The organism is Olivibacter sp. 47, assembly GCF_030372825.1.
Lineage (GTDB): Bacteria > Bacteroidota > Bacteroidia > Sphingobacteriales > Sphingobacteriaceae > Olivibacter > Olivibacter oleidegradans.
Map to the genome: position 1 here is coordinate 3,832,945 of NZ_JAUCNR010000001.1, position 25,343 is coordinate 3,858,287.

General features: G+C 43.4%; 25 protein-coding genes and 1 pseudogene. 19 read left to right on the top strand and 7 right to left on the bottom strand.

The window, feature by feature from the left end; all coding sequences use genetic code 11:
- The first annotated feature begins 2 nt into the window (after window positions 1–2).
- From QT327_RS16835 to QT327_RS16925, 19 genes are all read left to right on the top strand, one after another.
- On the top strand, window positions 3–341 hold the full coding sequence (locus tag QT327_RS16835) for a DUF4133 domain-containing protein (protein ID WP_289553502.1): 339 nt from the start codon (window positions 3–5) through the stop codon (window positions 339–341).
- A 9-nt stretch (window positions 342–350) separates the two neighbouring features.
- Window positions 351–1,484 carry a hypothetical protein gene (locus tag QT327_RS16840; RefSeq protein WP_289553503.1) on the top strand — a complete coding sequence of 378 codons (1,134 nt, stop codon included), beginning with the start codon at window positions 351–353 and terminating at the stop codon, window positions 1,482–1,484.
- Window positions 1,484–3,103, top strand: coding sequence for a hypothetical protein (locus tag QT327_RS16845; protein ID WP_289553504.1), 1,620 nt, complete (start codon window positions 1,484–1,486; stop codon window positions 3,101–3,103). Before QT327_RS16840 ends, QT327_RS16845 begins: the two co-directional genes overlap by 1 nt.
- Before the next feature lie 299 nt (window positions 3,104–3,402).
- Window positions 3,403–3,951: a hypothetical protein gene (locus tag QT327_RS16850; RefSeq protein ID WP_289553506.1), complete on the top strand. Its 549-nt coding sequence runs from the start codon at window positions 3,403–3,405 to the stop codon at window positions 3,949–3,951.
- A 101-nt stretch (window positions 3,952–4,052) separates the two neighbouring features.
- A complete protein-coding gene (locus QT327_RS16855; RefSeq protein ID WP_354004784.1) occupies window positions 4,053–6,506 on the top strand; it encodes a TraG family conjugative transposon ATPase in 2,454 nt (817 codons plus the stop codon).
- Window positions 6,507–6,508: 2 nt separating this feature from the next.
- Complete coding sequence (locus tag QT327_RS16860; RefSeq protein WP_289553508.1) at window positions 6,509–7,198, top strand: conjugal transfer protein TraI; 690 nt, start codon at window positions 6,509–6,511, stop codon at window positions 7,196–7,198.
- 11 nt (window positions 7,199–7,209) lie between these two features.
- Window positions 7,210–7,650: a hypothetical protein gene (locus QT327_RS16865; RefSeq protein WP_289553509.1), complete on the top strand. Its 441-nt coding sequence runs from the start codon at window positions 7,210–7,212 to the stop codon at window positions 7,648–7,650.
- Window positions 7,651–7,654: 4 nt separating this feature from the next.
- Window positions 7,655–8,311, top strand: a complete 657-nt coding sequence (locus QT327_RS16870) for a hypothetical protein (protein WP_289553510.1) — start codon at window positions 7,655–7,657, stop codon at window positions 8,309–8,311.
- Window positions 8,312–8,414: 103 nt separating this feature from the next.
- On the top strand, window positions 8,415–8,963 hold the full coding sequence (locus QT327_RS16875; RefSeq protein ID WP_289553512.1) for a TerB family tellurite resistance protein: 549 nt from the start codon (window positions 8,415–8,417) through the stop codon (window positions 8,961–8,963).
- A complete protein-coding gene (gene traJ / locus QT327_RS16880; protein ID WP_289553513.1) occupies window positions 8,960–10,183 on the top strand; it encodes a conjugative transposon protein TraJ in 1,224 nt (407 codons plus the stop codon). The genes QT327_RS16875 and traJ overlap by 4 nt, the downstream gene beginning before the upstream one ends.
- 12 nt (window positions 10,184–10,195) lie before the next feature.
- Entirely contained in the window at window positions 10,196–10,813 is a 618-nt protein-coding gene (traK, locus tag QT327_RS16885; RefSeq protein WP_289554443.1) for a conjugative transposon protein TraK, read from the top strand.
- Window positions 10,814–11,266, top strand: coding sequence for a hypothetical protein (locus QT327_RS16890; RefSeq protein ID WP_289553514.1), 453 nt, complete (start codon window positions 10,814–10,816; stop codon window positions 11,264–11,266).
- A gap of 13 nt (window positions 11,267–11,279) precedes the next feature.
- Window positions 11,280–12,545, top strand: a complete 1,266-nt coding sequence (traM, locus tag QT327_RS16895; protein ID WP_289553515.1) for a conjugative transposon protein TraM — start codon at window positions 11,280–11,282, stop codon at window positions 12,543–12,545.
- Between the two features lie 34 nt (window positions 12,546–12,579).
- Window positions 12,580–13,416, top strand: a complete 837-nt coding sequence (gene traN, locus QT327_RS16900) for a conjugative transposon protein TraN (RefSeq protein ID WP_289553517.1) — start codon at window positions 12,580–12,582, stop codon at window positions 13,414–13,416.
- A gap of 18 nt (window positions 13,417–13,434) precedes the next feature.
- On the top strand, window positions 13,435–14,235 hold the full coding sequence (locus QT327_RS16905) for a hypothetical protein (protein WP_289553518.1): 801 nt from the start codon (window positions 13,435–13,437) through the stop codon (window positions 14,233–14,235).
- A 23-nt stretch (window positions 14,236–14,258) separates the two neighbouring features.
- On the top strand, window positions 14,259–15,335 hold the full coding sequence (locus QT327_RS16910; RefSeq protein ID WP_289553519.1) for a hypothetical protein: 1,077 nt from the start codon (window positions 14,259–14,261) through the stop codon (window positions 15,333–15,335).
- Between the two features lie 7 nt (window positions 15,336–15,342).
- The gene (locus tag QT327_RS16915) at window positions 15,343–15,630 is read left to right on the top strand and encodes a hypothetical protein (RefSeq protein ID WP_289553521.1); all 288 of its coding nucleotides are present in this window, start codon (window positions 15,343–15,345) and stop codon (window positions 15,628–15,630) included.
- Between the two features lie 264 nt (window positions 15,631–15,894).
- On the top strand, window positions 15,895–17,547 hold the full coding sequence (locus QT327_RS16920) for an NB-ARC domain-containing protein (protein ID WP_289553522.1): 1,653 nt from the start codon (window positions 15,895–15,897) through the stop codon (window positions 17,545–17,547).
- A 472-nt stretch (window positions 17,548–18,019) separates the two neighbouring features.
- Window positions 18,020–18,556 carry a hypothetical protein gene (locus tag QT327_RS16925; RefSeq protein WP_289553523.1) on the top strand — a complete coding sequence of 179 codons (537 nt, stop codon included), beginning with the start codon at window positions 18,020–18,022 and terminating at the stop codon, window positions 18,554–18,556.
- 21 nt (window positions 18,557–18,577) lie between these two features.
- Here the strand turns inward: QT327_RS16925 and QT327_RS16930 are convergent, their stop codons facing one another.
- The 7 genes and pseudogenes from QT327_RS16930 to QT327_RS16960 form a co-directional block, all read right to left on the bottom strand.
- Complete coding sequence (locus QT327_RS16930) at window positions 18,578–18,925, bottom strand: helix-turn-helix domain-containing protein (RefSeq protein ID WP_289553524.1); 348 nt, start codon at window positions 18,923–18,925, stop codon at window positions 18,578–18,580.
- A gap of 34 nt (window positions 18,926–18,959) precedes the next feature.
- On the bottom strand, window positions 18,960–20,090 hold the full coding sequence (locus QT327_RS16935; protein ID WP_289553525.1) for a site-specific integrase: 1,131 nt from the start codon (window positions 20,088–20,090) through the stop codon (window positions 18,960–18,962).
- A 130-nt stretch (window positions 20,091–20,220) separates the two neighbouring features.
- Window positions 20,221–21,195 (bottom strand): helix-turn-helix domain-containing protein, encoded by a 975-nt coding sequence (locus tag QT327_RS16940; RefSeq protein WP_289553526.1) that lies wholly within the window; start codon window positions 21,193–21,195, stop codon window positions 20,221–20,223.
- Window positions 21,196–21,447: 252 nt separating this feature from the next.
- Window positions 21,448–22,833 (bottom strand): tRNA uridine-5-carboxymethylaminomethyl(34) synthesis GTPase MnmE, encoded by a 1,386-nt coding sequence (mnmE, locus tag QT327_RS16945; RefSeq protein WP_289553527.1) that lies wholly within the window; start codon window positions 22,831–22,833, stop codon window positions 21,448–21,450.
- 107 nt (window positions 22,834–22,940) lie between these two features.
- The gene (locus QT327_RS16950) at window positions 22,941–23,456 is read right to left on the bottom strand and encodes a YdeI/OmpD-associated family protein (RefSeq protein ID WP_289553528.1); all 516 of its coding nucleotides are present in this window, start codon (window positions 23,454–23,456) and stop codon (window positions 22,941–22,943) included.
- A gap of 16 nt (window positions 23,457–23,472) precedes the next feature.
- Window positions 23,473–23,847, bottom strand: coding sequence for a hypothetical protein (locus tag QT327_RS16955; protein ID WP_289553529.1), 375 nt, complete (start codon window positions 23,845–23,847; stop codon window positions 23,473–23,475).
- A gap of 112 nt (window positions 23,848–23,959) precedes the next feature.
- Window positions 23,960–25,320, bottom strand: a pseudogene (locus QT327_RS16960) (efflux RND transporter periplasmic adaptor subunit).
- Window positions 25,321–25,343 lie beyond the last annotated feature (23 nt).

Sequence of the window (25,343 nt, forward strand, 5' to 3'; positions counted from 1 at the left end):
CCATGGCAAACAGTGTATACGAAATCAATAAAGGGGTAAATGCCCCGGTAGAATTCAAAGGTCTGAAAGCACAGTACATCTGGTACCTTGGAGGACTGATCGTTGTGCTTCTTATCCTTTTCGCGATACTTTATATGGTCGGTATCCCTTCGCTGATATGCATTGTCCTTACCGGCGGAGGTGGCACACTTGCCGTCATGCGGATCTACAGGCTATCGGAAACCTATGGGCCACATGGCCTAATGAAACTGACGGCCAGCAAAAGAATACCTAGGGTAATCAGGTCAAACAGCAGGAAAATATTCAGACAGAGAACCGGTGGTCCAAATGTTAACCGTTAGCAAAAAAAGATGGAAGAGCAAAAGAGAATTTTCTTAGCCGATATCCTGTTTAGGATTGATCCTATTTTCGGACGCTTCATACAGGTAGGAAATCCCGACAATGAGATCCATTTCGACAGCTTACAGGATCGATCAGGTTACTACTCGACGGTAATCGACAAGGCCAAATTCCAGATTGACCCGGCAACGGATGGGGAAACACCAAGCGAAATCCAAAAGATCAATATTCCAGAGGCAGTTATCTATGGAGAATATGAAGAAGGTTCCGACTATGCGCAGAACTTCAACAAGGAATATATCCCGGAGTGTAATATCCGATTGGTCGACAGAGAAACACTGGCGGAACTGGAAGAATACCCATTGACATTTAAACACCGCCACCTTCCCACAATCGATATCGGCGGATTTGAATATGAGATTGATGTATCCTTTGATGTACTAAGACAAAAAGAGGACCCGCTCTCCGTGATCGAGTTCTGTGATATGGAAAAAGAGGAACAGGGATATTCTTTTGTTTTTGACAGGGAGAGCCAACTAATCAATTATTTCGAAGAGGGCGTTGAAGACCGGATCAAAATCCATCTGCCTGAAATGGTCGAACTTGATCCTGAAGGGATGTCGCTTAAATATGGTGTACCGGTAGAAAAACTACCGGAAAAGGACAAAGACCTGGAGTGCAGCCACCAAATGATCCATCATAGGATACACGAGGGGAATCTTTCGGTTATCCGCATTGTTGATAAGGACTATTATGTTGATCTGCGCATGGGTCAATTAAGGGCAACTGATCAATTCTGGAAAACGATTGATCTAAACCGTACCGAAGAAGCACGTGATTCATCATTACTTTTTGCCTACAACTACCATCGGCATGAGCTGGTGGACATCGACGAAAATATCACTGCGTATCCAAAAAATACGGTTCTGGTAGCACTTCCACATGATTCTAAACTGGACCCTGTCGGCGCGGGCAGAAAAGACTGGGGTGACGAGCTGGCTTTACTGGATCAATACCCGATCCAGCAGCGGATGGAGGCCCGGATTTTTCCTCTGGAAAAAATAAAGCCCATTGCAGAAATGATCGAAGAGAACCTGAAAAAACAACAGGTCAAACAGGATAGAAAAAAAGGAAGGAGAATGTAATGCTATTACCACGCATCATTATTGATCAGGCACTTTTTTATATTGATATCTCAGGTAAACAACTTGTTGAGACCGATAATCCGCACAATATTATTCCGTTTGCCGAAATGGAAAGACGCGCAAGACATTACGATCTAGTCTACGATGCGACTTCAAAGAATGTAGGAAATCTCAGTGCCTTCCCTATGAGCGATATACCGCCGTTTGAACTCATTAAAATCCCCAGGCGCTTGCTGGAAAAGGGATATAAAGAGGGCTCCGAGTATGCTGACACTTTCAATGAACGGAGCTATGAAATAGATGCGGGTGTTCTGCTAGTTGACAGTTATATGGAAAAAAGGCTGTCCGGTGAACTTCCGACCGTCAGTATCGCCGCCATAAGTTATGAGGTAGACGTTTCAAATGGTGAACTGACTGGCGTGGGCCATTCCGCTACCATTTCCGTTCACCATTTCACCGAGGTTGACGACCACCTTCTCGGCTTTTTCCAGAAAGGAGTTCCTGTCATACCGAATATCAATTCGATGGCGGAAATCCCAAAAGACCTGTCAATCATCGAAATTCCAAAAATGGAAGCTATGGACCCGATAGGATATGCCGATCACCGCTTCGGCAGATGGTATAAGTCCCTGAGAAAATTTTCAGGTGAAGGCGCATCATTTGCCGGATGGGGATTTTCTCCCGATCGGACAATTCTGAGCGACATTGTCCGAGGCAACCGCGAAAAGATAAATGCTGTGCACACAGGGGTCCAGATCAGCTCTGGGAACTCCGGTCCACAAACCGAAGAATATCCCTCCGATCAGATAAGTGAATCGCTGGTCACACTGAAGGAAACCGGCATGCCGAGGATTATTATCGACCAAGCCGTTTTCGGTATCGATGCTGTCCGTCAACATCTTATTGAGCTGGGAGATCCCAGTAATACAATTTCGTTCGCTGGATTGGAGTCCGGTAACTACTTTGCCTTTGAGTATGATAGAAAAACAAGGAATATTGCCCAAAATCCGAGCTTCAGTGATAGTCTGCACACCAAGTTAATGCATATATGTATCCCCGTGGATCTGCTCAGATCCGGTTACAAAGAGGGTTCGGCATATGCTTATGCATTTAATCTCGAGTGCAAACATCAAGGCGTTCCCGTACAGCTCGTGGACAGAACCATACTTGATCGGTTTGACGGTCATCTTCCTATACTGGAAATCGCACACAAGCCATATTTCATTGATATCGCGAATGAAAAATTTGAGGCATGCGATAAGACCGGTACGCTTCATTTCGGTCAATTCGAGCAGTGGGATGGGCTGTTAAAGGGGTTTATGGACATCGAAAATGGCACCATGTCCGATGCCGGTAAATTGACGGAAATTCCCAGAGGATTACGTCTTTTGGAAATACCCCACCCGATGAACCTGGATCCGATCGGTTATGCCGCCCGCCGCTGTGACTGTTGGGCATATTTGCTGAATGACAACAATATCTATGAGATGAAACATGCAGTTGAAATCAACCCAAAGGAAACAATGCTTGTCAAAACCGTCAGAAAAAACCATTTCGTAAAGAAATACAGCGATGATCTGAAGCTCAATCCGAGAAAACAGTATAAAAGAAAGCTATGAACAATGCTCCGGTTTATGGAACAGATGATTTATCAGAAAATATGACGAATATGGAAAGGGGACTACCGAAATATTACCTGGAGGACTGCTGGTTCACGGTCGATGTAATGAAGGACGAACTGCGTCAGGTCGACAGGCCGGACAATACCATATCATTCAAGGATATGACCTATGAAGGAAAGTGGTACCAGTTCTGGTATGACCGGCAGACCCACAACATTGCCCGCCATTTCCCCGGTATTGATGACCTTTTCGCGCTTGTCCGCCTTCCACCGCTGACCGTGCTTGACCCTGAAGGAATGGCAAAGCTGAGCGGATTGAACGAGGCGGAGATTAGGGGACGAACGGATACGGAACTGCTTACAGACCCCGGTATGCTTGAACGCAGACGTAACGGGGAACTGCCCGTCATTCACGTCGGAGGGCATGACTTCGAGATAGATTGGAATGAAAGAGTATTACGTCACGTCTATGATAGCCGAAAGATTATCAATCTGCGGTCAGTCCCCAGCAGCTCAGAAGGTAAAGAGATAGACTTTTATTTCTGCATCGGAAGTGGTGAACGGATATACCTACCGGCGGCACCGACCAGACTGCCGGAAAATGTAGTACTTGTTACACTTCCCAATGAAATTCACCTTGATCCGCTGGGTGTGGCAAGGAGTCTGGGTCTGGACGATTTGTATTTTATGCGGAAATATCCATTACAGATGCGGCACGTTGCCAGGGTAACGCAGCTGAAGGATACCGCGCTGCCCGAAATCGTACGTAGAAACCAGATCGAAAAAGAGATTGCGATCGGCGAGAGACAAAAGACAAAGTCAAGAAGAGCGAAACATATCAAATAATAAACAGTCGGGATCAGAAGAAACCGGTTTCCGCTTTATAAACTGAACAGAATTCAGTGTGGGTTCAATATCCCCATCACTGAAGATAAAATAATAAGGCAATGGTGAAAATGGAAAAGTGGTTGGAAGAAGTATTGCCCATCATGGATGTTGAACATAACTGTATTATATCCAAAAAAGGAGATATTACCATCGGATATCGGATGGAATTGCCAGAACTGTTCACCTTGGTAGGTGAAGATTACGAAGCCCTGCACCAGTCATGGATCAAGGCGATAAAAGTACTTCCAAAGCACTGCGTAGTGCACAAACAGGACTGGGTCATTGAAAAGTCATTCAGCTATCCACATGACAACCGAAGTTTTCTGACCGACGCAGCTGCGCGCCACTTTAATGGCAGGAAATATTTCGATCATACGGCCTACCTCTTCCTCACCAAGAAGCCCGAGGGACGCAAACCCGGTTCTTCCATGGCGTCCCATCTGATCGGTCCAGGCATTATTCCCGAGCAACTGATAAATGACCGGATGTTGCAGGAGTTTTCTGCCAGCTGCCAGCAGTTCCGGCAGATCATCAATGATTCGGGTCTTGCTTCAATGCAGCGATTAAAGGATGGCGATCTGCTCAGCACAGGCAAAAAAGCGGGTATCATTGAGCGTTACTGTTATTTATCAGAAAAAGAGGATAGCCCGATTGTAAAGGACATTCAGATAGAAGGAGAAGAATTTAAGATAGGCAGACAGCGCGTTGAACTCTATGCGCTTTCAGATGCAGCAGATCTGCCGTCATTGTCCGGAAGCAGGATTACATATGATAGGTTCAGTACGGACAGGAGCAGTTTCAGTGTCGGTTTTGCCTCTTCCCTTGGACTTCTATTGCCCTGTAACCATATCTACAACCAGTTCATTGTTCTCGAAGACCCACAGAAAACGATTGTAAAACTGGAAAAGAAAAGGTTACGCTTGCAGTCTCTGGCAGCCTATTCACGAGAGAACGCCATTGCGTGGGAAGCGACCAACGCTTTCCTGAACGAGGCGATCGGACAGCAGCGCCTCCCCGTCAAGTCCCATTTCAACGTGATCGTTTGGGCCGAAAACAGGGAGGAGCTTAAAGATCTGCGTAACCAGGTAACTACGGCCATGTCGCGGATCGATGCCTCTACCAAGCTCGAAACGGTTGGTGCGGCTCAGCTGTTCTGGGCGGGTATCCCTGGGAATGCTGCCGATCTTCCCTTGAATGAGTGTTTCGACACCTTTGCCGAGCAGTCTGCATGTTTTCTCAATGTTGATACGAATTACCAAAGCGACCCGTCCGGTACGGGCATCCGTTTCTGCGATCGGCTGAGCGCGCGTCCTGTTTTTACGGACTTTTTCATAGGTCCGAGAAAAAAGGGAATCACTTCGAACATGGGAACCCTCATCTGCGGTTCAAGTGGTGGCGGAAAGAGCATGACCACCAACCACATCCTACATTCGCTGTATAATCAGGGAGCGCACTGTGTGGTGGTGGACATTGGCGCAAGTTACCGCGCACTGTGTGAAATGCTGGGAGGCTATTACTTCACTTATACCGAAGATGATCCGATCCGGTTCAATCCGTTCTATCTGCCTGCGGGTCAGGTATTGGATACCGAGAAAAAAGAAAGCCTTAAAGCCCTGCTCGTATCCCTATGGAAAGAGGAAAACGAGAGCTTCAATCGTTCAGAATATGTCGCGCTATCTAACGCCATCAGCGGTTATTATCGGCTTCTGGCCTCCGATAAAAACATTTTTCCCTCCTTTGATACTTTTTACGAATACCTACGGGACACTTATCGCCATACACTTGAAGAAAGCAGGGTAAAGGAAACCCGCTTTGATATCGACAACTTTCTATACGTCCTGCAACCATACTATCGCGGGGGTGAATTTGACTTCCTGCTGAATGCCACGGAAAATCTCGACCTGCTTGACCAGCCTTTCATCGTGCTGGAACTGGACAATATCAAGGATCATCCCACGATTTTTCCGGTAGTAACACTCACGATTGTTGAGCTCTTTATTTCCAAGATGCGCAAACTTCCCGGAGTGCTCAAGGTGCTTACGGTTGACGAGGCATGGAAAGCTATCGCCAAATCGGGCATGGCCGAATTCCTGAAATATGCGTTCAAGACCATCCGTAAATTCAACGGTATTCCGATGGTCATTACACAGGAACTCGATGACCTGATCAGTTCGGAGATCATAAAAGAGGCGATCATTAACAATGCCGACATCAAAATCCTGCTCGACATGCGCAAGTTTATGAACAAGTTCGAAAAGATCCAGGATACGCTCGGGTTCTCCGAAAAAGGCAGAACGCAGCTCCTGTCCGTCAACCGCGACAACCACGAAATATTTGTGGACCTCGGCGGTCAGGTGATGAAGGTTCTACGCAACGAACTCTGCCCGGAGGAATATTATGCCTTTACGACCGAAGGAAAGGAACGTGTGGAAGTGATTGAGTATGCCAGAAAATATGGCAGTATGGAGGAAGGGATACGGCACCTGGTAGAAGATAGTAAAAGAAAGGAATGAACATGGATCTGATCAGAAAATTATTTATCGGAACGGCACTGTGTGTCCTTGTTCTATTTCCGCGGAACACGGGCGCAGCTGTTCCGGCAGCTATCCTTGCGGTAATACAGGCAGGGGTAAAGCGTGTGATCAAAGCAGTCGACCTTAAGATACAGCGTGAACAGAACAAGATCATCTGGCTGCAGAATGCGCATAAAACCATTGAGAACACATTGTCAAAACTTAAACTGGACGAGATCACCGACTGGACGGAGCGGCAGCGTACCCTCTATGCAGACTATTTCGATGAAATGTGGAAAGTAAAGAGTGCGATCAGCTATTACGGACGGGTGCGTGACATGGTGCAGCTGCAGGTCGATATGGTCAATGAGTATCAGCGGGCATGGAACCTGTTCAGGCAGGACGACCATTTCAGTCCCGACGAGCTCAGTTTTATGGAGGAAGTCTATAACGGGATGCTGGAACAAAGTGTTAAAAACCTCGATCAGGTAGAGCTGGTAATACAGGCGTTCAGCACGCAGATGAGCGATGCCAAGCGACTTGAAACGATCAACGCAGCAAAGGAGGTGATGGAAGAAAACCTGTCGGACCTACGGCAGTTTAATCGCGGGAATACACTTTTGAGCCTGCAGCGCGCGCGGGACCGGGGCGACATTGACCGCGTGAAACAGCTTTATGGAATCAAAAATTGAAAGGAGTATTGATGAGAAACGATTTGGAAAGACTGCTTGAAAATATAGATGGTTTTGATCGCTTGCTAAAATCGAAAGGTTACGAAGGTTATTTTCTAACCAATGCGGCGTGTCCGGGCAGATTCCGGGAAAGTATCATGGATTATATCTATGGTATTATTGCAGGAACCGAGTCCCACGCGAAGACGGGATTGTCTTTCTCAACCTATCTGCGCTGGAGTGCAGATCCGGAATATTCCTCAATCCATCTGAACATGGATGTCGATTACTCAAGGATGCAGAGCTTTCAGGTAAGAGAAATGACCATCAGAACGGAAAATATTTACGGCGAGACCGGAAACGAGAAAAAGATAGAAAATATACAGGGCAACCATAAAATACCCGATTGTAACCAGGCGATGAATATGGTTTTAAATAAGCCAAAAAAACAAAGTAGGATAAGAAAAATATAATAGGATGAATGGAAAATCCATAATGTTAACTGCAACCTTGGGATTACTCTCCTCTTGGGGCTGCGCGCAAACCTTCTCGGAGTGGTTCTCACAGAAGAAAACGCAGAAAAAGTATCTGGTCCAGCAGATCGCGGCTTTTGAAGCTTATAAAGGAGTACTCGCAAAGGGATACGAAATAGCCCGTACAGGACTGAATACCTTTTGGGACATACGCAACGGGGAATTCAACCTCCACAATGACGTATTTAACCGGCTTCTCGGACTCAATCCCAAAATTAGAGACTATGCGCGGATATCAGAAATCATATCCATGCAGGTTGAAATCCTTGGGATGCGCCGTAAATGTCTTGGCAACGTCAGCGCTTCGGGGATATTCAATGAGCAGGAGATGAACTATGTATCCTCGGTTTTTACAAAGCTGACGGAAGACTGTGCGGAACTGATCGATGAACTGGCCGACCTCAGTTCCGCCAGCGGACTGAGCATGTCGGATGATGAGCGACTTAAACGCCTGGACGAGCTATACCTGAGAATGCAGGAAAACAAACAGTTTTCGGCTTATTTCTCCACAGAAACAGGCCTTCTGGTAGCCGCCCGCACCAAAGAACTTAAGTCGGTAGAGAAAGTGAAAGAATTATACAAAACAACAAATGAAGAGTAAAATGGGAAAGTGTAAAATTGCCGTTATTATCGTCCTGGCACTGACGGTGTTTCAACCTATGGCTAGGGGGCAGAGCCAGGAAATTACACAGCTGCTGCTGAACGTGACGAAACTCGAGGCTCTGAACGGTATCCTGAAGAATATGGAAGACGGCTGGCGTCTGGTCAGTTCCGGCTATCAGGCAGTAAAAGATGTCTCAGAGGGAAATTTCAGCATTCATAACGTTTTTCTGAACAATCTGCTGAAAGTAAACCCTGTCGTCAGGAATTACCGGAAAACAGGGCTGATCATCGGTGACCAGCTGACGATCGTCCGGGAATATAAGGCATCCTTTAAACGGTTCCGGAATGCCGGTACTTTCAATGCCGATGAAATTGCCTATCTGGGAAGGGTGTACGATAAGCTGTTCAGTGAGAGCCTGAAGAACCTGGATGATCTTGCTTTAGTTATCACTGCCGGCCAGCTACGTATGTCAGATGAAGAACGGCTGGAGCTGATTGACGGAATCTATGAAGGTACGCAGGACCAGCTTGCCTTTCTACGTGATTTTAATAGCAGAACCTCGGTTCTTTCTGCGCAACGTCACCGAGAGAATAACGATGTGCTCGGAGTCGGGGATATCTATGGTATCAATCAAAAGGTCAGACCATGAAAAAGGGAAAGAAATTTTTCAGCTCCACGGTTGGGATGCTCCTTCTCCCCTGTCTCGCGTTCGCTCAGGGATTTGAGGGAGAGGTCAATGGACTCCACGGCATACTTTCCGACCTATATCAGGAAATGATGCCCTTATGCGCGGATATGATATCCGTAGGTCAGGGTATTGCGGGCTTTGCCGCACTGTGGTATATCGCTGTGAGGGTATGGCGACATATTGCCAATGCAGAGGCCATTGATTTCTTTCCACTTTTCCGGCCGTTCGTGCTGGGATTTGCCATCATGAACTTCCCTGCGGTTCTGGGCATCATAAACGGGGTAATGGAACCTGCGGTCAGTGTGACAAATGCGATGGTCCAAAATTCCAATGAAGCCATAACCGCTCTGCTCAAAGCCAAAGAGGAAGCGATCAAGGAAAGCAAATATTGGGAAATGTACGTCGGTATGGAAGGTCAGGGGGACAGAGAGAAGTGGTACAAATATACCCATGAGGGAGAGAGTTCCGAGAATGAAGACTGGTTGGACGGCATAGGCAACGATATCCGCTTTGCCATGTCCAAGGCGCAGTACAATTTCAGGAACTCGATCAAGGAATGGATGTCAGAAGTACTCCGGGTGCTTTACCTGGCCGCATCGCTATGCATCGATACGATAAGGACCTTCAACATGGTAGTCCTTTCCATACTTGGCCCTCTGGTTTTTGGTCTGGCAGTGTTTGATTCGTTCCAGAACAGCCTAGTCGCATGGCTCAGCCGTTTCATCAATGTCTATCTATGGTTACCCGTGGCGAACCTGTTTGGTACGATAATAGGCCGTATTCAGCAGAAAATGCTGGAGCTGGACATCGGGCAGATCCACGATGCGGGCGATACATTTTTCAGCAGTACTGACACGGCATATATGATTTTCATGATTATTGCCATCGTGGGTTATTTCACAGTTCCATCTGTGGCGGGCTATATAGTCAATGCCGGAGGTGGAGGCGCAATGCTACAGAAAGTCACCAGTCTTATGACCAGCTCCGTGTCTGCGGCGACTCACACCGCAGGTACCCTTGGCGGACGTGCCATGTCAGGAGCTGGCAATATAATACATGCAGCTGGTCAATATGGTGAGGGTAGATCAGGAAAAAGTGACGGTGCCGGAATTTCCGGTTCCATCGGACGCAGCCTGGGCAAAAATGGGGCATGGATGCACGACAAACTTTCGGGAAAATAAAATATTGAAATGATGTTCACTAAAGCAAAAAATATAGACACGACTTTCCGGCAGTTCAGGCTATTCTGCTTTTTGATAACGTGCTGCAGTAGCGCGATCACCTGCTTTACAATCTACAGGAGCATAAGCGTGGAAAGCAGCCGCAATGAAACAGTGCTGATCCTGCCGACCGGAAAAGTAGTGGAAGCGGTAACAACCGACCGCAAGGAAAATCTTTCCGCAGAGATCCGCGACCATATCCGCACTTTTCATGAATACTTTTTCTGGCTTGAGCCTGATGACAGACTGATCCAGTCCCGTATATCAAGGGCGCTTTATCTGGCGGACGGGTCAGCAAAAAGGGAGTATGAAAATCTGAAGGAAAGTGGTTTTTACACTAATATCATCTCAGGAAATGTGAGCCAGCGGATCACGATTGATAGTATCCAAGTAAGCAACAACGGTTATCCCTATACCTTCAGGTGCTTTGCAAGGCTTGAAATTACCCGCCCCACCACTGTGGCGCTAAGGAACCTGGTGACCGAAGGGAGACTACGGGAAGTGAAGAGATCGAACCTCAATTCCCACGGTTTTCTTATCGAAAACTGGTCAGTAACGGAGAACAGGGATATAAGCGTAAAACAACGGTAAATGATGAAGATAAGTAACGGAGGAGCGGGCAGAAAACGGGAAAAAGCGGCGCAGAAATTTGCGGATCGATTGACAGGTTTACAATTGAAGTGGGCGCGTTTTATGGGACGCACATTCGGGAGTCTTTCTTCCAGAACACAAAAGATACTGATAGCATGCTTTTTCGCAGCCGCCGTATGTTGGAATCTCCGACTGATGTCCGGTAGTCCTGCGCAGCACGCCATATTCAATATGCTTGAAAATCGGCACGACGGCGTGAATCTCCGGCCGGTAAAAAAACAGGCATCTACCGATACGGGCATTATCCGGCGTACAAAGGATTTTCTTTACTGGTTTGACAGCTTGGATAATACGGTCAGAGGAAGATTTAAAAGAGATAGTATACAGCGCAGCCGTCCGGGACTGATCGATAGCGCCAGACAGCTAATAAATCAAGAGAAAAGCAACTTCTAAAATTAAACGCTTTATGGAAAATCAAGATAAAAACAGTTTTTTAAGGGAACGGCGCTTTATGACCGCGCTTCCTATTCTGGCACTGCCTTTCCTTACCCTGATGTTCTGGGTACTCGGTGGAGGCAGTGCGGCCGAAATAGCTGCTGGACAACCGGATGCAAAAAGCGGGCTGAATCCGGATCTTCCCGCTGCAAAGCTTAAGGACAAACAGCTTGACAAATTCAGTTATTATCAACAGGCCGAAGCGGATTCGGCCAAACTGAACCAGCAGCAGCGACGCGATCCCTATTATAATGAAAATAACAGCACAGATGAATCAGCGACGACCGGTAAAACGGGTTATTATCGCGCTCCTCTAGGTACTCCCTATCCTACCGGAGACGGATACAGCGCAAGCGAAAGGAAAGTTTACGACAAACTTGCCAAGCTGGACCGCACACTCAATACGCCCGATCCAATGGTAACTGCGTCCGCTCAGCCCCCAAAAGAGTCAGCTCTGGCACCCCATGATGTAGACCGGCTGGAGGGACTTTTGGAAAAAATGCAATCGGATAGCAATACCGAAGATCCTGAAATGGGGGAACTGAACAGTATGATGGAGACCATTCTCGATATCCAGCACCCGGAAAGGGTTCAGCAGCGCCTTGTTGAAAAATCTGTTCAGAACCGGGGTAAGGTATATCCCGTTTTGGCTGCGGGTAGAAATGCCTCTGTTACGCTACTTGGCAGAAGCAACGGGAAATTACCTGACTCCGTCGTAGCCAGAAGTCAGGGCGGCTTCTATTCAATGGAATCAGTTCAGGAACGGAAAGAGCAGAACGCCATTCGTGCGGTTATACACGAAGATCAGACCATTGTAAGCGGCTCCACGGTCAAATTCCGGCTGATAGATGAGGTTGTCATCAATGGAGTGCAGGTTCCCAAGAATACGTTTGTTTTCGGTGAGGCCGCGTTAAGTGGTGAACGTCTGAACTGCACGATAAAAAGCATTTCGTATGGGAACTCGATTTTCCCGGTTAACCTAGAGGTGTTCGGAGCCGACGGAATGAACGGCATCCATATCCATGGAGCTATTTCAAGAGATGTTTCCAGACAATCGGGAGAAAGGGCGGTACAGGGCGTGGGAATGACAGGAATCGGTACTTCCCTTGAAACCCAAGCCATGGGCGCTGCGATCGAAGGCTCCAAAAGTCTCTTCACTAAAAAACTCAAACTGATAGAAGTCGACCTGAAAGCCGGTGATATTGTATTGCTGAAAGATCGGGAACAGAAAGATTGAATAATTAGATTGATAAACATTAATTACCTGCAAGATGAAAAAGATAATAGTGCGTGTGATAGCAGGACTACTCCTTATATCCACATTTCCGGCAGTTGCCCAGACCGGTATTGAAGCGATGAACCTGGAAATATCCGACAACAAGACCACCAATCTGGTCTATCCCTACCCCGTCATCAGTGTTGATCGTGGAAGCCCCGGTGTGCTGGCGCAAAAGGCTACCGGAGTAGAGAATGTCCTACAGATAAAAGCGGCTACCACAGATTTTGAGGAAACCAACCTGACCGTTATTACGGCCGATGGTAAACTTTACTCTTATCTACTTAGCTATAACTTTACTCCCTATCCTCTGAATGTGAACTATAAAGGAAATGGAACTGACCGCAGCCTAACGGAAGTATCCGATGGACTGAACGCCTCTGTTCTTGAAAAGACCGCTGCATCTGTGGCACCGAGAAAAAAGACCGTTTCCGGTCTGGCCGATGATGCTTTTGGTATCAACCTGTCTGTGACAGGGATTTATTCATCCGGAGATCTGTTCTATTTTCAGGCAAATATAGAGAACAGCTCAAACATCGATTTTGATACCGACCAATTGAGGGTTTTTATCCGGGACGACAGCCGGGCCAAAAGAACTGCCACACAGGAAACCGAGATCCAACCGGTCTATCGCTATGCCGAGCCATCCAAAGTTCCCGCTCAGGCCTCACAAAACTTCGTGCTTGTCCTGCGGAAGTTCACTATTCCCAATAAAAAACATCTGGTATTCCAGCTCTTCGAATCCAGAGGTGGGAGAAATCCGGAACTGAAAATCAAGAACCGCAAACTGGTAAAAGCAGTTTGCCCACTGCCGGACACAACAATTCTTTAACCATAAAATAGTTTAATCATGAACATTGAAAATTTAGAATTCCTGAAAACTCAGGTAATGTACACCGGATTTGGTGAGATCCCTGAAAGAGATCTTGTAGAGAATATCATTTCCGGTAAAAAAGAGTTTAAAATCGATTATAAAAAAGAATTTCCAGACGGGAAAGCTGTCGCCGCAGAGCTCAATTTCAGAAAATCGGACACACAGGACCGCTATTTCTTCAATAACTACGATTTATTTAGGAGAAATGAAGATGGTCACATAACAAAACAGCGTTTCCGTGTGGAACTCGGCAACACTTATACTTTCCGTGAGGCGGTTAATATGATGGAAGGCAGGTATGTGGGAAAGGAGCATACAACAAAAGCAAAAGAGAAGTATGAGGCATATTCCTATATAGACTTCCAGGATAAAGATCAGTACGGAAACGGGAAAATCAAAAAACTGGGCAGCAAGAACGGTTTCGACCTGTCTAAACTTTTAAACGAGTACCCTATTAAGGCTTTAAAGAATGAGGCCGAACTGGCAGCATTGCAAGGCTCTCTGAAAAAAGGTAACAGGCAATCCACAATTTTTATAGATGCCGAAGGAAAAGACGTCACACGATATATTGAAGTTGATGCCCGGTACAAAAAGCTTAATGTCTATGATGAGAACCAGAAGCTTATGCTCCTATCACAGAAAGGTTCGTTGGATGAGAATCTGGAAGCTGGTAAAAAAAAAGCGGAATCACAGAATCAGAACCCCGAGGCTGAAAACATCACTTCCCCAGAGGAAGAACAGAATAATAGGAGAAGGCGAAGAACTCAGGGAGTTTAGCAATTATTCAAGATCATTTTTAAATGATGGAAGAGCCAATGAACAGAGTGGAACGGGATCTGCTGGTATGGCGGTCTAGGGAAGAGCGGTTTGAAACACTCTTCCCCGGCAGCCTAGCTGGGAACCGGCCATTTCTCACGGATAAACTGCTGTTTCTGGAAAGGTTAAGCCTGCTCTATAACAAGAGCGAAAACGAGGATGAGCAGCTTACCCTACGGATACTGAATGCAGAAAAACGTGTGATTGAAAGAAAACTGTACCCGAACCGTTTGCAAAGGTTATTCCGCAGGCTCTGGTTTTACCTGACAGCACCTCGCAGGTCCGGTAAATTAAAAAGCCGGATAAATGGAAATTTAACCGAGTTAAAAGCTAACGTTAGGAAAATCGGGTTCAAAGGATTGGATCGAATGATCGATCGGGAAGTTGCGTTGGGAAAAAACACTTTTCATTTGCCCGTATCCTACTATGTAACAGATACCATCAGGATGGACTATCAAATCCATGTTATTAAAGAAGGAAACGAAAAATTTCTTGTGAAGGATTACACGGCCTCCCTTTACGACGAAAGGAAACCATCAGAGTTACGCAAGCAAACCTTTGTAGATGAGGACGGCCATTGGGTAAACGCCAAACAGGCACAAAAATTACTTGAAGGGAAAGCCATCGCGTTGGAAGAAGCGGGGTTAATGGGTTCTTCGGTAACGGTATGGAAGCAGCTTGATTTCACCGATAAAGATAATAACGGAAATTTCAGGATAAAGGAATTCCCACCGGCCTATGGTTTTGACCTTCTGCAACAGTTGGAGAGGTTGCCTTTTACCGAGGAAATAAAAGATCAGATAACAAAGGCTTTGAAGATGGGTGAGGAAGAAAAGGTTACCGTTCAGCTTGAAGGGAAGTCCGTTGACCTTTTTATAAGCGCAGACCCCCAGAAAAGAGCGCTTTACTTAAAAAACCAGAGAGGTAAACGTCTCGATTTTGGAGATCTTATACGCGAAAAGATCAATAAATCGATCCGGACGAGAACGCCTGTCACTGAAAAGAATGATGAGGTCGGCAAGATAATTAAACTGTCCCGTTCAAGGGGAAAATCAATCTGATACTATTATGGAAAAATCAAGAGACGTGCTGTTGAATTTTCTTATCGCTGCAAAAAAGGATCCTTTTCTGGGTACTGTTCATATTGCTCTGTACATGGCAATTTTCCGTAAGTGGATAGAGACTGGATTCGACAACCCTATTTCAATCGCTAGCAAAGAATTGATGCCCGATGCTAAAATACAAAGCTCAATAACCTATTATCGGGCACTCAAACAACTTCATGAGAGTGGCTATATTAGATATGTTCCGTCTTATAAGAAGAAGATAAATAGCTGTTTATATATTGATGTGTAACAATAAGATATTGAAAACCGAATGACTGTAAATTTTGAAAACAGAACAAAAGGTATTTTCTAAAAGTGATAATTTTAATTCATTACCTGAGTATGTCATGATATTTTAGATTAATCTAAGTTTCAAAACCAGATATCCTGATAGTTTACCATTGAGTCACCCAGTAGGTAGAGTATCGCCAATATCAACTTAATAAATATTTAAGGATTTTTATAAATTGATTTTTATACTATATCTTTACCTAAATTAACCATAGCTTAAAGAATGTCAAATTTCACAGAAGTCCGTCTAACTCTTGCCGCATTCATTTATGGAATTGAGATCGATTTAAAGGAACTTATAAAAAAAAATATAATCCCTTATTTTTCAGATTTGACATTCCTAAGAAATGAAGAATTAGCGGAAACTATTCTTAAAAGATTTAAGAAAGATAATCCCGGCTTGAATGTAGCTGAGAATTTAGACTTAATAGTTGAATTCTTAGATTTCCAGGATACTTTTACTGTATTAAGGCAAAACAACGTATTTCTGACCAAGGAAGCATCAAACTATCTTCAGTCAATATTCCCAACATTGCAAGATATCACTCCTATAAGAAATCGAGTAATGCACACCCGTCCCTTATTAGGTGGCGATTTTGCATTTGTTAACGACTTTATTGCTTCACTAAAAAAGTCTGATCCCATACATTGGTCAACTTCTTTGGAGACCAGAGAAAGCGTATCAAAGGATCCTCTTTACGTTTTAACTTTATCAATCCCAAGTCTAAGCGAAGAAAAGGCTGATATAATACACAATTTACCTATTCCAGATTTCGATGAAACAGGTTTTATCGGCAGAAAAAAGGATACCGATGATATTAAAAAACTAATTTTGAGCAACAAGGTTGTGAGTATAATAGGAGATGGTGGGATCGGAAAAACAGCATTAGCGCTAAAAGTTGCGTATGATATTGTTGACATGGGAGAAAAGTGTCCTTTTGATTTAATTATTTGGACGTCTGCTAAAACCACAATGCTGACAGTTAGGGGTATTGAAGACATTCATAATACAATCCAGGACTATACAGGTCTTCTTAATTATATTGAGGATTCACTTCAATCAGATAAGAAAGAGAGCCAAGACGATAAGCTAAAAGGCATTCTAGAATATCTAGACATTTTCAAAACGCTTTTAATAATTGATAATCTTGAGACTATTCAAAATGAAGAAATTAGGTTGTTTATACGGGAAGCTCAGATGAAATGTAACATTGTAATAACTTCAAGGATTGGATTAGGTGAGCTCGAATTCCCGAGAAAATTAACTGGATTATCAGAAAGTGAATCTACAAACCTAATTAGAGAGGTCGCAAGAATTCGGAATAGTGATACACTCTTGAAATTGCCACAATCGACTTTGGTAGAGATAGCCTCCAAACTCTACTTTAACCCTTTGGCATTGAAGTGGTTTGTTAATACTGTACAGACAGGAATTTCACCTTTAGAAGTGTTAGGTAATAAAGATGATTTACTGAATTTTTGCCTAACAAACGTCTATGAAAAGTTAAGCGCTGGAGCGATTAATGTATTAAACACCATCAGAGGTGCAAGGAAAAACCTAAACACCGCTGAAATAATTTTTCTGTCCCAACTTCAGCCTATCGACGTAAGAAAATATATCAATGAGTTATTTACTACGACCTTAATTAGCAGAGAACTTATGGGGCAAAAAACGCTAGAAGAAATCACATATAAAATTACAGATTTTGCAAAGGATTTCTTATCGAAGAACCATCCATTAAGTATTGAAACTGTAAAAAAAGTAACTGGTCGCTTAAAGAATCTGAGTCAAAGCGTCGCGCGACTAGAGCAGGTTAATGAACATAACGAATTTGGCCTGAATGCAATTTCGTTTAGAACACCAAATGAAAAATAGCCGCTAAATTCCTTACAGAAGCGTTGTCCTTTTCAAAAAGGATGATTACATAAATGCATTTATTAAAGTTAACGAAGCAATTGGCATTGTTCCCAATTTTTTTGAAACCTATCGTATAAGCGCCTTTATCAAAGCTACTTCTGGTGATGTTCTAGGAGCTGAAGACGATTACATTACAGGGCTTGAAATCGAACCTTCTGATGTCAGGCTATTATATTATTATTCTCAGTTTCTATTATTTCAAATCGAGGACTATGATAAAGCATATGAGTATATTACGAAAGTCTGCGAATTACGGCCAGACCATACTTATTCTAAATTGTTATTGTCGCGTTACTACACGGTTAATCAGAATTACTCTGAGGCAATTGAAATAAATGAAAGTCTTACTCAAACGATCCTTAATCCTAAAGATAAGATTGTGGTGTATACAGATCTGATATCTCTATATGGTAGGAAAGCATATAACAAAATGAGGGTTGAAGATGATCATCATGGCGCAATCGAAGCTTATAATAAAGGCTTTGATACGTTCGAAATGTGTTCGAATTTAAATATTCTTGACTATAAAATGATAAAGGCATTCAGTGAGATATTAATGCAATTCATAAATATTGTTTCGCCAGTTCATGTGAATGAAAATAAAGAAAGAATTCGCGATTTGATCAATAAATATTCTTCCCAACTTGCCCTTACACCCAATGTTTCAAGAATTATAACAAAGTTTAATGAAAAATTCGAAAATAAATATTTCGAACAGGATTCCTTAAAATATGACTCGTCTAAATTAGTCGGCAAAATTCAACGTAATAACGAGATTTTGGAAAGGCCATTCGTTTTTATCGCATCTGATAATGTGAGATACTATGCTAATAAAATAGATTTCATAGAGATAAATTCATGGGTAGAATGGAAAAATATTCAAAACGGGCAACTAGTTTCATTCGATGTAGGGGAGAATTACGAAGGGGTTTGTGCGAAAAATATAAAAATTTTAGAGGTAAAATAATCTTGCAAAATAGAACAGCTATTAACTTTTGAGCTTTAAGTATGCTTCTGCTTCCCGCTTAAGTTCCTCGTGCGTTTTTAACTTCCCAGATGCTATATAGCTATAAAGCTCTTCCTTATAGAAATAAAGATTCTTTCCTTTCTTATAAACCGGAAGTTGTCTCTTATACACTTTGTCATAAATTGTACGAACCGCTAATCTCAAAAAGTCTGCAGCTTGATAAACATCCATGGGAACTGAAACATCACCGCGATCCATTTTTAGGTCCCTGACAAGTTCAAATAGAATGTCTATTTTACTATGAAGTTTTTTTATAGTAGTGGGCAATTCATCGAACAAATACTCAAAATCCACATTCACTTTTCCCATAACAATATCACATTTAAATTTTCCAAATAAAATGCTATGCAGCCTTAAGTTGAAGCTTGGAAATATCTAACCTCACCCTTAGCGCTGCATCACGTTTCAACTTATCTACGATCTTAACATAGATTAATGTCGTTTCCAGACGCCTGTGGCCAAGCATTTTCGAAACAACAAACACGTCTGTTCCTGCCGCCAACTGGAGTGTCGCAAATGTATGGCGGAAACAATGGAACGAAATATGTTTTTTGATCCCCGCAGCCCTGACCCATTTTGTAAGCGCGTAGCGTACCCTACTATACGTCAGCTTTGGGAATACACGGGTGTCCCAATCCCTTGGTTCACCAAACAGGGAAACAACCAGATCCGAGACAGGCAACATTTCAGCTGCTCTGGTTTTCTCTTGATGGAACTGGATATAATATTCTCCTTCTGAGCCTCTGATTTCTGACCACATTAAGGTTTCTACATCAGAGTACCTTAAGCCGGTAAGCGCCGATACCAGGGATGCTCTTCTAATGTCGTCTTCACACGTGGTATCGGCAAGTACCTGCAATTCATCCTGAAACAGAAACTCTCGATGCGTTTCCTGTGGGCTGATACCTTCAACAAATTTGGCAATATCCTCATAAAGACACTTTTGTTTAAAAGCCTCCTTTAACGTGAACTTAAACTTTATAAAATAACTAACGGCTGTATTTATCCCAATCGGTTTACCTTTTTTTCCCAGCGCCGGTGAAGATTTGAGATAATCGGCATACTCTTCGCAAAAAGTTTCGTTTATCTGTCGAAAGGAGATAAAATCGCCAGTGAATCCTTTAAAATACAGGATGGCGCTTTCCCAATTCACGTAATTAGACCCTTTTCTTTTGTTCTTTAATTTTTCAAAAAGATCTATAAAATTTCCATCCAACTTGGAGTTTGGGACATATGCGTATCGCTTATTCTGTACATTTAGCTGCGTATTAGCGGTAATGTAGTTTGCAAGTTCCAGCGTTTCCCTGTTGTGATTCCTCTCAAGATCGGAAGCCGGCCTTTTGTATATGAAAAGCTCAAGAAACTGATATCGGCTGACCTTGCCCGAAACCGGATGAGCTACAGGAGGATATATATCCAGATATAAGGACATGCGACCTTTACTGATCGGTTTCTTTCTTAAGGTTACCTTCATAATACCCTCCTTGCTCACCCCACACTGAACAATAATAGCTAAATTATTTTTCCATAGCGAGCTTGTTTATTTTTTAATCTACTTATTTTTTATTTCCTCTTCCCCTGCATTAAAAATTTGGTATTCTATGTTAATACCGCTTATATATTGGTATTAAAGAATCAACTTCCTGCTTAAGTACAAAGGTCTTTCCTCCTTTAGCTACGATCTTTTTGATATCATGCTTTTTCAGAATTTCCCGAACATTTGTTTGTGACCTACCAAATAATATAGCTAGTTCCTGAATGGATAATGTATCGACGTCGCTATGCGTTGGTAACCGTTCCAAGGCCCATTGATCGACCTCTCTTTTTAGAACGTAAACAGATTGTCCGATCCGTTCCTTACGTATGCCACGGTTCAATATTCCGTAATAGACGGCGCTAGATGCTAAGTTCAATATCCTTCCCGCCTCGGCAATTGTATAGCATTCCTCAGGATCGAGCGGTAGAAGTCCTTCATTCTCTTTCTGTTCGGATTCTTTCGTCTGAAATCCATTAAACAGCGTATCTATTGCCACTTTTGGTATCAGTACATTCTGGCCATCCTGCTCCTTACGTATATTATGTTCGCGGAGCATTCTTGTCAATACGGGCGGAGATACATTATATTTCAACAGAATTTCCGTGACGGTATAACATTCATTCCTTTTCAAGGGCTTTACCATGTCGATTTCTTGCTGGAGCTGCCATGGTGAAATGATAACCTCGGGGTCAGCGAAAAGCGCATCCAGATCTTCCCTCTTGATCCTAGTCTTCCTAACGCCAAGGTTTGTTGCCGATAGTCTACCGCTGTTTATCATATTATTAACCGCCTGCCTACAGCATCCCAGCAGGACAGCGACTTCTCTGACGTTTAGAAAAGGCTTATTCTTCAGCTCATCCGCTGATGTGCCTTTAGCATTCGAAACTTCGCGCTTTACGGCTTGTATCTTTTCTCCCCGTTTCGCCGCTGTCGAGGCCCGCTTGTTACAGGTTCTGCTGCAAAAACGTGTTACAGTAGTCCTGGCCTCGAATTCCCGGCCACAATACTCACAGATTCGGTTCACGATAAAGTTGGAAGACATAAACAAAAATAATTAGGTACATTAAAGTAAATTAGGGTCCAACAAGGTTATTTAAGGTTAAATAAGGCCAGTTATTCCCCCTGTTTTAAAATGCCATTGAAACTCCCGTTTTGAGTAACAAATGAGTAACAAATCTAACTGAAAAAACCGTAAACAAACAAGGGGGTACCGTAAAGGGAAAAGCCCATGAACGCTTGTCCATGGGCTTTTTTAACACATTTTTATAGGGATATTTACGCCTGTTTCGGTGTTCTATTTTCCAATGCAAAACTTACTGAATATGTTATCCAAGAGGTCTTCCGTGCTTACTTGTCCCGTAATCTCTCCTAAATGATGGAGTGCCTGCCTTATGTCCATCGCTAGAAAGTCTGAGGTAATCGGGTTATCAATTCCGTACAAAACCTTTTCCAGCGATGCCTGCGTTTTAAGAAGCGCCTCTACATGCCGAATATTGGTTACCATTACATCATCTACATTAATATTTCGGAGACTTACCTGATTTAAGAGCTCTTCTTTCAGCGCCTCTACCCCATCTCCACTTTTAGCTGATATAAATACCGGGTTAAGCGGCTCGTATTCGGCTAACGCATCGGGTGATAACAGATCCTTTTTATTGATGACCAGAACAAAAGGCGTTCTCAGTAAAATCAGATCCGCCACCTGAATGGAAACCTCTTCAAATGCATCATCAACCGGATCTACCAAATAAATAACCAATCGGGCCTTTTTCATTTTCTCGCGCGTACGTTCCACCCCTTTCGCTTCAATAATATCTTCCGTATCCCGAATGCCAGCCGTATCGATAAAACGGAAACTTACTCCTTGAATGTTGATTTCATCCTCAATGGTATCCCGCGTTGTACCGGCAATATCAGACACAATCGCTCTTTCTTCGTTTAGCAAAGCATTCAACAGTGTGGATTTACCCACATTTGGTTTACCGGCAATAACGATCGGAACGCCATTCTTTAGCACATTACCTTGCTCAAACGATAAAATAAGTCGGTGTAACACTTTAATGATCTCCAGAATGAGATCCTTGAGTTGACTGCGGTTTGCAAATTCGACATCTTCCTCCGAAAAATCGAGTTCCAGCTCAATCATAGAAGCAAAATGAATCAGCTGTTCCCGTAATTGTTTTAATTCATTGGAGAAGCCACCGCGCATTTGCTGCATTGCAACTTGATGTGAAGCGGCCGAATTAGAAGCAATCAAATCTGCCACAGCCTCCGCCTGTGATAGATCCATTCCTCCATGCAAAAAAGCTCTAAGTGTAAATTCCCCCGGTTTTGCAGCACGGGCACCTTTTCTTATAAAAAGCTTAATAATGCTTTCTACAATATACTTGGAACCATGCGTAGAAACCTCTACTACATTTTCTCTCGTATAAGAATGGGGTGCAATAAAAATAGAAGCCAGCACTTCATCTAAAATTTTCCCACCCTCGTCGCGGATGGTTCCAAAATGCACTGTATGGCTTGCTTGTTTGCTTAAATCTTTTCCCTTAAAGACGCCGTTTACTATTTCAATTGCTTGTGGTCCCGACAAACGGATAACGGCAATGGCACCGCTTCCTGTGGGTGTCGCAAGTGCAACAATTGTGTCAGCACTTTCGGCTTCCATGCTTATTATTGACATACACAAAGATACTTATTTGTTAGGAGATAATTTCTAGCGATGAATTTAAATATCATTGCTCATAACCTCCTATCAAAATGTACGCCATCTTTTATTTAACAGGCATTTTAACTATTCCTCCTCGCTTTGTCCATACGAATCATTGCACCAAAGTCGAGCTGTTTTTCCATTGCTTCTACCGTTAAGGCAATCCGTTTGGTACGCGTTGCTTCCGTTTTGGCTTCATTGATCCATTTGATAAAGTAATGCTGGTGCGACTTTGCCAGGGATAGAAATTGGTTGATCCAAGTCTCCTCCTCACAAAGGCATAACTCAAGATCTTCGGGTATTTCCATTTTGAAGTCGGTATCCTCTTCCAGCTCCAGCTGGATGATATCACCTTCTTCTTTACGGATTTTTTTTCGCAGCGATGCCCTTAATGCTAAAATAAAATTGCCCTCACCCATGGGGGTAAGGGCTAATCCATGCACAGGCTGCTGATCTATTATCCCTCTTACACGAAAACTCTTTCGATAATCTGATTTTAACTGCTCTGCAAGCGCTCGCGGAATTTCGATGTAAGACCAGCCGCTCTTTTCGCCTTTGCTGCTAAATTTTAGTATTTCAGTGTCGAAAATTATCATAAAAAGCCATTAGAAATCAACCGACTGCCATATGATTAAACAGTCCATTAAAACCTAATGTTACGTTTTGTCCAAAACCATGGTGATAAAAGGTCACATAAAATTCTGCACTAAACAAGCTTCCTGATCTAGCATCATATCCCACATTATTATTATAGCTTACAACAGAATATTGAACATTTGAAATATCACGAACTAACACCCCGACAATTGATGAAGTCATAGTATCATAAACAACAGTAACATAAAAATCACTTCCTAGATCCGATATTCTCGTTCCAGCTACTAGAGAAGAATTGATTGATATTTTTGTCGTCAACTTTTCAGCAAACACTTCAGTAGAGAAAGTCCCAAGAGTCAAAACAAACGTCAAAATCAAGATTTTTTTCATAATATTTATAATTTATTAATCAAATATAATAAACATATAAATAAGAATGACTTTTTTTAAAAAAAACTAAACCGAGATCAACGCGTCAGCTTCATTAATTTATAAGCAACAGCTAATTCACTTTATCTTTTGTTGTTTTTTCTACCAGGTCACCGTCTTTCAAGGTTTTGCTGATGGCATTGAACGGCCGTATTACTACTTCCTGCCCCTCTTTCAGTCCTGATAAGATACGGATATAAGCATCGTCCTGAATACCGGTAGTTACCTCTACTTGCTTTACCTTGGTTGTGGCCGGATCATAAACAAATACATATTCCTTTACATTCGATTTAAATCCATCATCTTTTTTAGCGTCATTGGCCGTGCTGTCCTTCTTCGCGGTTGCATCTTCGCGCGTTGTTACCGCTTGGATAGGAACGGCTAAACCGGTATCTTTTTCCGTCAGGATATCAACTGTAGCCGACAATCCTGGTCTAAAAGGAGATGGATTAGGCCGGTTCGGTTTTAACAAATCTTCGTACGACTCCGGTAAGATTCGAACTTTCACTGTAAAATTCGTTACCTGATCCGTGTTGGAAGTGGTTGTGGTAGAGGAAGAAGACAAGGCATTTGCCGACGAAGAGCTTGCAATCTCCGTTACAATGCCCTTAAATTTTCTGCCTCGGAATGCATCGATTTCATGGTAGCTTCATTGTTCAACGAAACCCGGTTGATGTCACTTTCATTTACATCCACGTTCACTTCCATTGAACTCATGTTAGCAATGCGCATAATCTCGGTACCCGCCATCTGCGCAGTTCCTACCACACGCTCGCCCTGCTCGGCCCCCAACCAGGAGATAACGCCATCTACCGGTGCATATATAGTAGTCCTGGCTAAATTGTCGCCTGCCTCTTTCACCGCTGCTTGTGATTGGTCAATTCCATAACGAGAGCCAATTACATTCTGCCGTTGTGCTTCTACACTCGCCAAGGCACTTTCGTAGTCGGTTCTGGCTTTATCAAATTCCGCGGCCGAAATTACTTTCCGATTGTAAAGCTGTTGCGTCCGTTTAAAAGTAGCTTCCATAATATTTAAGGAAGCTTCGGATTGCTTCAATTGTTGTTGTGCAGAAGCTAATGCAGCACGTTGTGAATTTAAAGAAGCAACGGCTTTGTCATACCCTGATTGTAAGATGTCCGGCTTAATACGACATAAAATTTGTCCTTTCGTCACCACTTCTCCCTCCTTCACATTCAGTTCCACAATTTCTCCGGACACTTCCGAGCTCAGCTTTACCTCTTTTTCAGGCTGTACCTTGCCACTAGCCGATACCGTTTCCTGAACCGTCCGCTTCTCCGCTTTCTCGGTGGCAATCAATTCTTTCTTTGGCCCACCGATCCAGCCCATCTTGCCGGCTATAACCACCAGGATAAGCAAAACAACTGCACCAATGATGATATATTTAAGTGTACCTTTTTTCTTCTTCGCCATGGTTTATTTTGATGTTATGATAA